Annotated in this window: 12 protein-coding genes and 1 other RNA gene; 9 read left to right on the plus strand and 4 right to left on the minus strand. The window is 40.9% G+C overall.

The features are described from left to right. Window positions 1-39: 39 nt before the first annotated feature. The 4 genes from MKY20_RS11620 to MKY20_RS11635 all read right to left on the minus strand — a co-directional run bounded on the left by MKY20_RS11620 (window position 40) and on the right by MKY20_RS11635 (window position 3,376). Window positions 40-504: an Hsp20 family protein gene (locus MKY20_RS11620; RefSeq protein ID WP_009332699.1), complete on the minus strand. Its 465-nt coding sequence runs from the start codon at window positions 502-504 to the stop codon at window positions 40-42. A 240-nt stretch (window positions 505-744) separates the two neighbouring features. Further along, on the minus strand, window positions 745-1,437 hold the full coding sequence (locus MKY20_RS11625; RefSeq protein WP_009332698.1) for a Crp/Fnr family transcriptional regulator: 693 nt from the start codon (window positions 1,435-1,437) through the stop codon (window positions 745-747). 121 nt (window positions 1,438-1,558) lie between these two features. After that, a complete protein-coding gene (locus tag MKY20_RS11630) occupies window positions 1,559-2,416 on the minus strand; it encodes an ABC transporter permease subunit (RefSeq protein WP_226280631.1) in 858 nt (285 codons plus the stop codon). A gap of 66 nt (window positions 2,417-2,482) precedes the next feature. Continuing rightward, on the minus strand, window positions 2,483-3,376 hold the full coding sequence (locus MKY20_RS11635; protein WP_019379762.1) for an ABC transporter permease subunit: 894 nt from the start codon (window positions 3,374-3,376) through the stop codon (window positions 2,483-2,485). A gap of 214 nt (window positions 3,377-3,590) precedes the next feature. Between MKY20_RS11635 and MKY20_RS11640 the strand changes: the two genes are divergently transcribed. From MKY20_RS11640 to MKY20_RS11685, 9 genes are all read left to right on the plus strand, one after another. Further along, window positions 3,591-5,891 (plus strand): DEAD/DEAH box helicase, encoded by a 2,301-nt coding sequence (locus MKY20_RS11640; protein ID WP_019379761.1) that lies wholly within the window; start codon window positions 3,591-3,593, stop codon window positions 5,889-5,891. After that, the gene (locus tag MKY20_RS11645) at window positions 5,881-7,140 is read left to right on the plus strand and encodes a ribonuclease H-like domain-containing protein (RefSeq protein WP_019379760.1); all 1,260 of its coding nucleotides are present in this window, start codon (window positions 5,881-5,883) and stop codon (window positions 7,138-7,140) included. Before MKY20_RS11640 ends, MKY20_RS11645 begins: the two co-directional genes overlap by 11 nt. A gap of 328 nt (window positions 7,141-7,468) precedes the next feature. Continuing rightward, window positions 7,469-7,846: a CotD family spore coat protein gene (locus MKY20_RS11655; protein ID WP_009332693.1), complete on the plus strand. Its 378-nt coding sequence runs from the start codon at window positions 7,469-7,471 to the stop codon at window positions 7,844-7,846. Between the two features lie 94 nt (window positions 7,847-7,940). Next, complete coding sequence (locus MKY20_RS11660) at window positions 7,941-8,510, plus strand: DUF1273 domain-containing protein (RefSeq protein WP_009332692.1); 570 nt, start codon at window positions 7,941-7,943, stop codon at window positions 8,508-8,510. Window positions 8,511-8,590: 80 nt separating this feature from the next. Beyond that, window positions 8,591-8,890, plus strand: coding sequence for a cell division regulator GpsB (gene gpsB, locus MKY20_RS11665; protein WP_009332691.1), 300 nt, complete (start codon window positions 8,591-8,593; stop codon window positions 8,888-8,890). An 81-nt stretch (window positions 8,891-8,971) separates the two neighbouring features. Beyond that, window positions 8,972-9,360, plus strand: an RNA gene (gene rnpB / locus MKY20_RS11670) — RNase P RNA component class B. 448 nt (window positions 9,361-9,808) lie between these two features. Next, on the plus strand, window positions 9,809-10,948 hold the full coding sequence (locus MKY20_RS11675) for a THUMP domain-containing class I SAM-dependent RNA methyltransferase (RefSeq protein WP_009332690.1): 1,140 nt from the start codon (window positions 9,809-9,811) through the stop codon (window positions 10,946-10,948). A gap of 233 nt (window positions 10,949-11,181) precedes the next feature. Further along, window positions 11,182-11,349 (plus strand): hypothetical protein, encoded by a 168-nt coding sequence (locus tag MKY20_RS11680; protein WP_009332689.1) that lies wholly within the window; start codon window positions 11,182-11,184, stop codon window positions 11,347-11,349. Window positions 11,350-11,569: 220 nt separating this feature from the next. Continuing rightward, on the plus strand, window positions 11,570-13,498 hold the full coding sequence (locus MKY20_RS11685) for an ATP-dependent DNA helicase (protein WP_341001141.1): 1,929 nt from the start codon (window positions 11,570-11,572) through the stop codon (window positions 13,496-13,498). Window positions 13,499-13,518: the final 20 nt, after the last annotated feature.

Below are 13,518 nucleotides of genomic sequence, written 5' to 3' on the forward strand. Positions count from 1 at the left end.
CGCATTAGTGAATTAATTTTACCTGGCTTGCAGGCAGGATCAGCTTTCATCGATTACGATTCTTTTTCCCTGCTGCTTTGGCACCGTGATTTGCAGAAGGCCGTTTTGGTAAACTGCCTTTACTTTCTTTTCATTAACTGGCTGGGGAAGCGGAACGGTCCGGCTGGAACGCTGCATGCTTTGCTGTCTTCTAAAGATTTTATTTTTCTCATCCTCTTCTGTCACCATCTCAGAGGACTTGACAGAAATGGTTATATAATTGTCCAGGATGTCAATTTGTATTTGCTCTCTATTTATTCCTGGAAGTTCTGCACTAATGATATGTTCTTTTTCGGTTTCCGCAACATCGACATGAAAAGAAGAAGAATTTGGGAAGGGATTCTTAAAGAAATCATCCATGGTCTGCAGAAATCCTCTAACGGGTTTTTCATGAAAAAGCTGATTCATCGATTTCATTAAATCACCAAAAGGCTCATTTCGGTCTTTTTTCTTTGGATCCTCCATATACATCCATCCCCTCTCAAACAGGATTTTTCAACATATCCTATGCTGCCAATTGGGTGGATGTTCCTGTTGAGCAAATAAGGTTAAAAGAAAAGCGGAAGCGCCCTTTGGAACAAGTAAAACCGCTTGTTCCTGCGACTGCGAGAACCTCCAAGGAATCTTTCCTTTGGTGCTCACGGCCGAAACCTCGAGGGAGTAAACGCTTGAGCTGGAAAATAGAATAAACCGCATAGGCGGTTTTTAAAAGATTGTCTCTAAGAGCTGATCAGGGTTTATGATTAAATGTCCATCCTGATCTGTTTCAATTAACTTTTCTTTTTTCATTTTGGTTAAAGTCCTGCTGACCGTTTCCCTTGTAGTGCCAATCATATTGGCGAGGTCTTTATTGGTGAAGTCCCCTTTTAAAAGAAAGCTGCCGTTTTCAAGCGTTTTTCCATGCATTTTGGCTAGACGGACAAGTAATTTGATAATTTGTTCATAAGTATTGTTTAAAATTTGCGCTTCCAGCCGCTCCTGAAGATCAACAATCTTCTCGCCCAGAACTTTAAACACCTTAATGCATAGCACGGGATTTTCAATTAGTACCTTTTCAAATTGCGAAATTGGTACAACGACGAGTTGAGCATTTTCAAGCACCTCCGAAAAAGCCGGATATCCCCCTTTTCTGAAAAATCCTACGTGAGGAAACATCTCGCCTTTTGTTAAGATGGCAACAATCTGCTCTTTTCCATTAATATCACTTCTATAAATCTTAACTCTGCCGTTGTTAATAAAATAAACATTATCCAGCGGGTCATCCTGAAGAAAAACATGGCTTCCTTTTTTCCAATCCCGTGAAATTGATATCTCTACCACTTTATCGAGCTCTTCATTGTTCAGTTCTTTAAATAGAGAGAACTGGGAAAGAACTCCCTTAATTTCTTCTGCTCTCATAATCCACCTCTTGCGTCTGTCCTATAAAGCTTATTGTAACAAAAAACATTCTTAACGTTCATATAAAGAAAAGCTTATTTTAAAATCAGTTTCCTTAAAGAAGATAGTCCGGCTGGGACGTCTAAATATATCGGACCTTCTTGGTGAAAAATGATTTTAATCCCTGAGCGAATATATTAAACGTTAAGATGGCACAGGTCATTGCAAATGCTGGGAAGAAAGGAATCCAAATCGGGCCTCTTATATCCTCAAAGGCTTTCATCAGCATCATAGGCCAAGAAATCGAATTATTGACCAATTGCCAATCTCCTCCCATGGATTGAACTAAATCCTGGGAAATAAAAATGCCGACAAACCCTAATTGACCAAGTAAAAACATGACTTTTCCAAGGTCTGTAACCATATATACAAGAAGCTTGCTAAATAGAAAAGGCAGATAGTATGTTCTGAAAAGCCTGTATGGTGAAGCTCCAGCAGCAATCCCTCCATATATATATTCTTTGGAAGAAATCTGATCAAATTCCAGCTTTATCATTTCTGCGGCACGGGGCATTTCTGCCAGACCTATAATTAGGAGCAGGAATAGGGGCCGGTGTTCAGTTAACAAAAATGGCGGAAGCATGGCAAGAAGCATGACAATGATGATGGTCGGAATATATGACAGCAGTCCATTAAGCCATTTAAGGAAGAGGTGTGTACCCATCCATTTTTTGTGCGCAAGAAAGGAGAGCGGAATTGCCAGTGTATATCTCAGGCCAGTTATACAGGCGACCAGCAAAATGGTTTCTTTTGCGCCCAATATAATCAGGCTGAGTAAATCCCTTCCGCTTTTGTCAGTGCCGAATATGTATTCCTCTGATGGCGGATAAGGCGGTATAACGGGCTTTTTATCCTCATTAAGGATGTAAGTAATCTTTGTTAACTCGCGGTCTACAAAAGGAAGATAAGGTCCGGCAAACGTGATTGCCAATAGTAGCATCAGAAAAACAGTTCCTGTGCAAAATAGGGCATGTCTCTTAAACCATATTAAAACGCGCATACTCCATCACGCCCTTCCTTTTGGCATGAGCCAGAATTTTGCTATCTGTGAAAGGATAATAGTAATAAACATGATAAAGAGAAAAGGGAGCATCAGGGACAGTGCCTTAATTTCATCATTAGATGTTATGCTGAATAGAAGCTCCTTGCCTGCCCCATTATAGCCAGCCAGCTTTTCAATGATTGGCAGACTGGATAGGATATAGAGCATCACCAGCTGCGCCTGGTTCAAAATGGGGGACCAGCAATTCCATAGCATATGCAGGAGTGCTTTAAAGTCGCCAAGCCCTTTTGCATAGGTGGTGCGCACATACTCTTCGCCCATTTCATTTTCAAGTGCAGCCGAGGTAAAACGGGACATGTGAAGAAATGGAAACACGGATAAAGAAATGAGCGGCAGTAAAAAGCTATACCAATTTTCATGCCCATATAGCTTAAAGTAAGGAAGCCCTTGCTGCATCAACAGAATCAGAAGGTATTGAATGGCAATAAAAAGAAAAAAATCGGGTATGGAAGAAAACAGCCAGGAAAGAAAGTTCTGAAGCTTCCCGGAAAATTTTTTTCTCCTGTAAAATTGGAGTGCACCCATCAGTGTGCCAAGCAGCATGCTGACCATGAAGGCCGGCAAAATAATCTTAATGCTGCGCTTAACAAATATCGCTGATTCCTCACTGACTGGGCGTCCGCTCCTTGCATCACCCAAACCTTTTTCAGTTACTATATAAACAGTGAAATCTTGTATTCTCTCTTTATATAATTCAAAGCTAAAGGGGTAATCCGCTTCAACATGAAACGCCGAAAAAACAGCTATTTCTTGTTCCCGGGGAAGAAGAAGAATCAGGATAAATCCAATTAGAATTAACAAAAACACCGCTGCTGATTTTAAAATGCTGTAAAGCATGGCTTCACCTCTTAAAAAAATGAAAAATATACATAATATTGTCCTATATTTAGAACTTTCAGTCAATTTTTCCCATGAAGTCTAATTTAGGGAATTGAGGACGAAGGATTTTAGAGTTTAATAGAATATTTCCATAAAAAGTTAATGGGATTTAAGAGTTTGCTCTGTTAGAACGAACGTTTATTCGCTAGAATAGGGGTATGAGGTGAAATAGATGAAAGTGCGTAAAAATCTGCCTGAAATCATGAAAGAACTTATATCTGAACAGCAATATAAAGATAATATTGTCCATTGGCATACAATAGAAGAAAAAGAGGCTAAGACTGCCGGCCTTCCGGAAGACATACATCCGTCTTTAATAGAAGCATTGCAAAAGAGGGGCATTACAAGGCTTTATACACATCAAAAAACATCTTATCGGGCAGCCATGAATGGGGACAGTCTTGTGGCAGTTACTCCAACGGCCTCAGGCAAAACACTTTGCTACAACCTTCCAGTCCTGCAGACGATCGTCAATGATCCAGATGCAAGGGCGCTTTATATGTTTCCGACAAAAGCCTTGGCTCAGGACCAAAAAAGCGAAATCAATGAAATCATCCAGGAGTCCGGATTGGATATCAATTCCTATACATACGACGGGGATACACCAGCAAATATTCGGCAAAAGGTACGCAGGGCTGGGCATGTGGTTATAACAAACCCGGACATGCTTCATTCGGCGATATTGCCCCATCATACAAAATGGGTGTCTTTGTTTGAAAATTTGAAGTATGTGGTCATAGATGAACTTCATATTTACAGAGGGGTATTTGGCAGTCATGTAGCCAATGTCATACGCCGCCTTAGACGGATTTGCCGTTTTTATGGAAGTGACCCCATTTTTATCTGTACTTCTGCAACAATTGCAAATCCATTGGAACTCGCAGAAAAGCTTACAGAAAAGCCGATGAAACTTGTAGATAATAATGGAGCCCCGAGCGGGAAAAAACATTTTGTATTTTACAATCCTCCTATTGTCAATAAACCGCTGAATATTAGAAGAAGCGCTACTCTAGAAGCGAGAAAGCTCGCAGGTGAACTACTGAAAAATAAAATCCAGACCATTGTGTTTGCAAGAAGCAGAGTCAGAGTCGAGATTCTGCTGACATACCTCCAGGAGCTTGTAAAGCATAAGTTGGGACCTAAAGCCATTCGGGGTTATAGAGGCGGTTATCTGCCAACTCAGAGGCGGGAAATTGAAAAAGGACTTCGTTCAGGGGAGATTTATGGAGTTGTCAGCACAAATGCGCTTGAGCTCGGAGTGGACATCGGACAGCTGCAGGTTTGTATTATGACCGGATACCCCGGTACAATTGCCAGCTCATGGCAGCAGGCTGGCCGTGCAGGCAGAAGGCATGGTGAATCGCTTGTCATCATGGTGGCAAGCTCCAGTCCGCTTGACCAATATGTTATTCAAAACCCTGATTACTTTTTTAATAAAAGTCCTGAAACAGCCAGAATTAATCCAGATAATCTTATTATTCTGGTGGATCATATCAAGTGTGCAGCCTATGAGCTTCCTTTTAATGCCGGGGAACGTTTTGGCACCTTTGAAACTGAAGAGGTATTGGAATACCTGGCAGAAGAAAGGGTACTGCATCAAAATGGAGATAAATTTTATTGGATGAAAGACTCATTTCCTGCCCATAACATCAGCCTCCGTTCAGCATCACAGGAAAATGTCGTTATAATCGATCAATCGGATATCGCGAATGTGAAAGTTATTGGCGAAATGGACCGCTTTTCCGCTATGACCCTTCTGCATGAAGAAGCAATCTATCTCCACCAGGGGACCCAGTTTCAGGTGGAAATGCTTGATTGGGAAGAGAAAAAAGCATTTGTCCGCGAAGTGGATGTAGACTATTTTACAGATGCTAACCTGGCAGTTGAGCTAAAGGTGCTGGAACAGGATAAACTCAGATCATCCACCATTGGGGAAGTAGGGTTTGGGGATGTAAGTGTTGTGGCAATGGCTACGATCTTTAAGAAAATTAAGTTTGAAACACATGAAAATATCGGATCCGGTCCAATAACACTTCCGGAAGAAGAACTTCATACAAGCTCAACCTGGCTTTCGTTTAACAAGGAATCCTTAAATTATAAGCAAGACCGGCTTGAGCAGGGACTCATCGGAACAGCACATGCGCTTAAACATATTGTGCCTCTTTTTGTTATGTGCGATCCTCAGGATGTTCATGTTGTCCCACAGGTAAAAGCGGCCCATAATGAAAAGCCGACGATCTTTTTTTATGACAGGTATCCCGGCGGGGTAGGGCTAAGCGAGAAGATTTTTGGGGGAATAGAACATATCATGCACGAAACGATGGAAATGGTCAGCAGATGTTCATGTGAGCATGGGTGTCCTTCCTGCATTGGAACTGATACCTCTTCAGAAACCGCGAAAAAAGACGTACTCAGGATTCTCAGCTCTTTTAAAAATGGAGTTAATCGAGCAGGTGATAGACTTGTCCATTAAAAACAAACTGAACAGGCTAAAGGGCCATCTCGGTACAGAGAAGGATAAACAGCCATCACCCGTCAAGTTGTCAAAGAATAATATCGATGTGCCATTTAAAGAAGTATGGGAAGCCGAAAGTGTCTATCCATATTATTTTGAAGACTCCTATTGCCTTGTGAGGGAAAAGGAATATAGCCTTGATCAAATGCATGGAATCTATTCTTTTGGCCAGTTTACAGCGGCGGTGGAGGCCTGGAATTCTTCAGGCATCAGGCATCCGCTGTCTGCTGCCGGACATGGGCCGGAAAATCTTTTCTTCTTTGATACAGAGACAACAGGCTTAGGCGGAGGGACTGGAAACACTATTTTCCTGCTTGGCCAAGCCAGTCTGCACGGAGATAAAATAAAGCTGAAGCAGCATATCCTTCCTCATCCTGGAGCCGAGATTCCATTGTATAAAAGCTTTCTTGAAAGCATTGATTATTCAACAATGGTGACATACAACGGGAAGGCTTTCGACTGGCCGCAGGTAAAAACGAGGCATACCCTTCTGAAGGAGCATGTCCCCAAACTTCCTCCATTTGGCCATTTTGATTTGTATCATGCAGCAAGGAGAATGTGGAAGCACAAACTCGAGAGGATAAAACTTACTGCAGTGGAAAAAGATGTTTTGGGGATCGAAAGAAAGGATGATATTCCGGGTTTTCTGGCACCGATGATCTATTTTGATTTTGTGGAAAGAAAAAATCCTGAAGGAATGCTGGGAATAATTAAACATAATGAAATAGATATTTTGTCCCTGATCAGTCTTTATACACATCTTTCTTTCCAAATAATGCAGCTGGATGAAAAACAGACTCCCCGTGAGGTCTATGAAGTAGGAAGATGGCTTTCGACATTGGGTGAATCTTCACAGGCGAAGACAGCCTTTAATAGAATATCTGAAGGAGAGTCTTCTGAAGCTTTGGATGCCAGGTTTGCACTGGCTTTTGAGCATAAGAAACATAAAAATTGGGATGAGGCGGCAAAATTATGGAAGGATATTGCTGAAAAAGGCTTGATGAATAGGAAGGTAATATCATGCATTGAACTGGCCAAGATCTATGAGCATCGCTTAAAGGATATAGGCCAGGCAATTATATATGCGAAAAAAGCTTTTAACATGATGAAAGATATCTCAGGTGGCGAAACAGAAAAGCTGAAAATAAAACAGGAAGAATTGCATCGGCGGATTGTACGGCTTGAACGAAAGTTTAATCGAACTTAAATTTCCCTGTAACATAATTTTAATATACCAGACAAAAAAATCCACTATTTCCTAGTTGTATGTACTTCTTCTTACAGGTAAAATTATAACTTGTGTGGTACTTTTTTAGGAATTTTATATAGTGAGGCTGGTAAAATGTATAAAGCAATCTTATTTTTATTCTTCCTTGTGATTTTCACTACAGCAATCGTTTTCTCCAATTTAAAAGACAGTTTCTACAGCATGCTCTAAGGCTAGTACCTAAAAAATAGGTGTTTTCATTAGTACAAGATTACTCTTTCTCACATAGGTTGTTAATGTAAAAACAATTTGGAAAGGGGATCTTTACATGTTTTGCAGACCAAGACCTTCGCAGGTGATGCCTGCTGTTGTTCATCCGACAAAATGCTGTGTAACTCATTCGTTCCAGAACATTGTGGTTCCACACATTCATCCTACACATCATACTCATGTAAACCACATTAACTATGAGAATCAGCATTCTTTCCCGCATACTCAGTCAAATGTGAACCAGGTGACACAATCAAATGTTAATATGGGACCAAGACCAGGCGTGGCAGGTGCATATAGCCCAGGAATGGGTCCAGGTATGGGAATGGGCCCAGGTATGGGAATGGGTCCAGGATATGGCGGACCAGGAACTGGCGTAGCAGGAGCATCAACCGGAATGGGGCCAAAACAAGGGCCGAGTTTTTCCGGCAGATAATCAACAAGGGCTTTATGCCCTTGTTTTATTTATATAAATATCAAATGGAAACTTAAATGAGTCCCGGCCAGATTTCTTTAAGGAGTTTTTGCAATTGACAAAAGTAGCAGTTATTTCAGGGTATAAGCCTTTTGAAGTAGGGATTTTTAAAAATGATGACCCGGCAGTCGGCTATATAAAAACCGCCATAAGAAAAAGCCTGCTTTCACTGATTGATGATGGGCTCGAGTGGGTAATCATCAGCGGGCAGCTGGGTGCCGAGCTTTGGGCGGCTGAAGTTGTATCTGACCTGAAGCTGGAAGGTTACGAAGACCTGAAGCTTGCATTCATAACTCCTTTTTTGGAGCAGGAAGCATCCTGGAAGGATGCGAACAAAGAATGGTATGAATCCATACTGCTTCAGGCTGATTTTGTTGATTCAGTATCAAAAAAACCTTATGAAAGTCCTCAGCAATTCAGGGTGAAAAATCATTTTTTTGTCGGCAAAAGTGATGTGCTGCTTCTTTTTTATGATTTGGAAAAAGAGGGAAGCCCCAAATATTTGTATGAAACCGCAAAAAAATATCAGGAAGAAAATGAATATGAAATTAGACTAATCACCTTTTATGATTTACAATTGATTGTAGAAGAAGAACAATTCTCTCAGAGAGACATATTTGAATAATACACAGATAAATTGACAAATGTACATATCTCTGGAAAAATAGTATTAATTATGATTGGCGATATACTGAGGTGAGTATCATGCTATCCGATAAAATTAAATTAACTGCAAAAGATATTTTGGAAAAAGAGTTTAAGACAGCTATGAGAGGCTATAAGCCTGAAGATGTTGACAAGTTCTTAGATTTGGTCATAAAAGATTATGAAGCATTCCATCAGGAAATTGAAGATCTTCAGCAGGAAAATATGAGATTGAAAAAACAGGTTGACGATGCTTCACGCAGACCGGCAGCACAAACTGCAGGTACAACCAATTTTGATATTCTAAAAAGATTATCAAATCTGGAAAAACACGTTTTTGGCAGTAAATTGTATGATTGACAGGAATTAACAGTTTTTCCTGTTTAAAACCATTGCTATTCCATCGCAGATTACATATAATATTCTTTGTGATCATTAATAGCGTTCGGGTAATCGCTGCAATATGTTTTATATTGTAGAGGAAAGTCCATGCTCGCACAGGCTGAGATGCCTGTAGTGTTCGTGCCTAGCGAATTCATAAGCTAGGGCAGTCTGAGCTAGCTCTGGCTGACGGCAGGGAAAATGCCTAAGTCCTTCTGGATATGGCATGAATACCTTGAAAGTGCCACAGTGACGTAGCCTTTTCAGAAATGAAAAGGGTGGAACGAGGTAAACCCCGCGAGCGAGAAACCCAAATGATGGTAGGGGCACTTTCCCTGAGGAAATGAACAACGGGAAGGACAGGCAGATGCCTGTAGATAGATGATTACCACCTGAGTACGAGACATTTGTCGCTTGCAGTACTACGGTACAAAACATGGCTTACAGAACGTTATTAGTGAGACAGTATGAGTGTTATAAATTCAAGCTCTCCTTTTTGGGAGAGCTTTTTTACTTTTCTGCCTGCTGTTAAGAAGTTTAAGCTGTTTTCGTAAAGTTTGTTGCTATTTAATAACTTAGTTTAATGGTGTAAATTCGAAGTAGCTTATTCAATGTCCTGCGGGAGGAGGGGGAGCGGGAGACCCCGTAGTCGAAGCTGGGGAGGCTCCCGTTCCTCCCCGCGGAAAGCAACTTCCCGCAGTGGAAATCAACGGACTAATTCATTAGCAAAAACACAAAACTTTTAGAAAAAAGCAAGGCTGAAGTCCAAGATGACCAATCAGAGAACCTGAAAGGCTCATTGCGGGTAAGTAAATAAACAGATATACTTTATATGTTGATTGCTAAGCCGAGTTAGGGTATACATAATAGTAATAAGAATTAGGTTAGGGTGAAAATATGTCTAAATACGATTTAATCGCCACTACGGCCATGGGGCTTGAGGCACTCGCTGCCAAAGAAGTGCGCGATCTCGGATATGAATGTGAAGTTGAAAACGGCAGAATAACATATAAAGGCGATGAAGCTGCAATTGTCCGGTCGAATTTATGGCTGAGAACAGCAGACAGAATACGCATAAAAGTGGGAGAATTTAAAGCAACAAGTTTTGATGAGCTTTTTGAGAAAACAAAATCGCTGCCCTGGGAAAATTATATGCCTGAAAATGCCGAATTTCCTGTTTCAGGAAAGTCTGTGAAGTCCAAGCTTTTTTCAGTTTCCGATTGTCAGGCTATTGTCAAGAAAGCAATAGTGGAACGCATGAGAACAAAGTATAATAAGACAGGCTGGCTCGAAGAAAATGGGCCGTTATTTAAAATAGAAGTTGCTCTTCATAAAGATGTAGCGCTTTTGACCATCGATGCCAGCGGAAGTGGACTCCATAAACGGGGATATCGTACGGGGCAGGGGGAAGCACCCCTAAAGGAAACACTTGCAGCTGCACTGGTTATGCTGACTAATTGGAACCCGGATAAGCCATTTGCAGATCCCTTCTGCGGATCTGGCACTATTCCGATAGAAGCAGCGTTAATCGGCCAGAATATTGCACCAGGTTTTAATCGTGAATTCATTTCGGAAGGATGGTCATGGATTCCTGAAAAAGTCTGGGAGGATGGAAGAAACGAAGCTGAAGATCTGGCGAACTATGATCAGCCTCTCGATATTACAGGTGCTGACATTGATCACAGGATGGTGAAAATAGCAGAAGAAAATGCTTTTGAAGCCGGATTGGGAGATTTAATAAACTTCAAACAAATGCAAGTGCGCGATTTTACGACTGCTAAGGAATATGGTGTCATTGTCGGAAATCCTCCGTATGGGGAGAGACTTGGTGAGAAGGCAGCGGTACAGCGAATGTACGCTGAAATGGGGAGGGCCTTGGCCCCTCTTGATACGTGGTCGATTTATATCCTGACTTCAGACGAGGAATTTGAAAATCACTTTGGAAAAAAAGCGACTAAGAAACGCAAGCTCTTCAATGGTTTTATTCGCACAGACTATTATCAGTACTGGGGCAAAAGACCGCCAAGAAATAATTAGATGTAAAAACAAAAGCATAATTCCTCCTGAGGCTGTATAGAATATATCTATCTGATTCTTTTTTCAACATCAGAATCTATATTCTTTTTCGAGAGCTGTCTAGCTCCAGCGCCTACCCCCTCGAGTTCACAAGCCATTCCTCCCAAAAAGGCACAAAACGCCTTTCCGTGAGGCTCGTCTTGTGCATGTCGGGGGTGGGCAAGGCGCTTGCGCTTTTCTAAGGAGGGGTGGCAATGAAACATTCAAGCATTGATTTTAATAAAATTTCCCAGGCGCTTAATGGAACACTTGAAGCAATACAGGGTGACGGTGATCCATCAGCAGAAGCACTGGAGAGTCTAAGAAATGCACAGGACGAATTGCAGCAGGCATTGTCATTTTCTATGTCACGTGTCAACTAATCGTCAATACCTGAGCAGGGGCTGCCTAATAGCACCCCTGTTTTTTTATGTAAAAGATCAATATTCGTTTTTTTATAAATCTTGACAGTTGCAGTATTTGAGATAAAATTATATGATGTTCATTTGATTATTAACAATCTAAATATGAAATACTGATAGAACTGAAATCAAAGCGTCTGGATAAAAAGGCGCTTTAACTTTTTAATTACGGAGGGGTAGCATGTCTAACCGAATGCCTTTTGCCATATCCAAAAGCGAATCTTTTTACGAAAAGCTAAGCGAGTGGATCGGAGATGTTTTTTACGATATATTGCCTGAAGCAGGATTTGAAATTCGGGATGAACAAATATTTATGGCCTTTCAGCTTGAGAAGGCATTTAAAGACAAAAGTGTTATTTTTGCTGAGGCTGGTGTAGGGACTGGGAAAACGATTGTTTATCTTTTATATGCAATCAGCTATGCAAGGTACATAAACAAACCTGCTATTATCGCATGTGCGGATGAGACTTTAATTGAGCAGCTTGTGAAAAAGGAAGGAGATATTGCCAAGCTGGAGAAAGCATTAGGATTGAATATTGATGTCAGGCTGGCAAAATCACGTGATCAGTACCTATGCTTAAATAAGCTGGATAAGCTCGTAGCGAATGATGTTCATGATCATTATAACCGCATTTTTGATGATCTCCCGGATTTTGTTCAAACAGGATCTTCCATGCAAAAGTTTGAGAAATATGGTGACCGGAAAGATTATCCTGATTTGCCGGATGAGCATTGGAAGAATGTCTCGTGGGATTCAATCCAGGATTGTTTTACTTGTGAGAAGCGCCACCGCTGTGGTCAAACCCTCCATAGGGAATACTACCGGAGCGCAAAAGACTTGATTATTTGTTCGCATGATTTTTATATGGAACATATCTGGACAAAGGAATCAAGAAAACGTGAAGGGCAGCTGCCTTTGCTTCCTGAGAGCTCCTGTGTGGTTTTTGATGAAGGCCATTTGTTGGAATATGCATCCCAAAAGGCTCTGACGTATCGTTTTACTGAGCAGATACTGGAATCCATTTTAACAAGACTCATGGCTAATGATGTACGTGAAAAAACGTTAAATATAATTGAGGATGCCATTTACCAGAATGAGCATTTCTTTTTAACACTTGCCATGTCCGCTTCTGGTGACGCAGGCTCTGACAAGAAAACGATTGAAAAAACTGCCGATGTAATGAGAGAAGGCCGTAAACTCCAGAACTTAATCAATACACTTGAGGAAGAATTGGTGTTTGAAAGCGAAATGTACGTTATTAATGAATATGACTTAAAAATTGTCGAAGAATATCTTGAGCAAATCGCATACTCACTTTCACTGTTCCTAAAGGATTTAAAAGGAATTACCTGGTTTGAAGAAACAAATGGTGAAAGAACCCTGGTCATCATGCCAAGAATGGTGGAAGATATTATGCGGGAAGAAGTATTTTCCCAGAAGAAGCCGTTTGTATTTTCTTCAGCAACATTATCAGAGAATAAATCCTTTGATTATATGGCAAAGAGCCTTGGGGTAGATGAGTATTTATCATTTACCGTAGATTCCCCATTTGACTATGAAGAGAATATGGTTATTCGCATGCCGGAATTTGCAGAGGAATCTGCCACAGCGAAGATGGATTATATTCTTGAACAAATTATGCTGACAGAAGGCAGGGCTTTAGTTTTATTCAATAGCGCTTCTGAATTGGCAGAATTCAAAGCCTTTGCATCAGGAAAATTGAGTGTGCCAATCTTTTTTGAAGGGGATGCAGAAATAAGTACCCTCGTGTCAAATTTCCAAAATGATGAGTATTCAGTACTCTGTTCTGTCCATTTATGGGAAGGTCTTGATATACCGGGAAGATCCCTGGAAAATGTGCTTATTTTTGGCTTGCCATTTCCTCCTCATGATCCGGTCTTTACAGCCAAAAGGGAAGGTTCATCTTATCCTTTCAGAGAGGTTGATCTGCCATATATGATTCTGAGGTTAAGGCAGGGTATTGGGAGATTAATTAGAACACATGAAGACAAGGGCACAGTTCACATTCTAATGAATGAAAATGAAAACGAAGAAGTGCGTGAAACGATAAAAAAGGTTCTGCCTGCAGAGCCATCCATAAAGAGTTGAACAAAGGCAGTGCCCCAAGC

Origin of the sequence: Cytobacillus sp. FSL W8-0315 (assembly GCF_038002905.1) — a bacterium.
Taxonomy (GTDB): domain Bacteria; phylum Bacillota; class Bacilli; order Bacillales; family Cytobacillaceae; genus Cytobacillus; species Cytobacillus pseudoceanisediminis.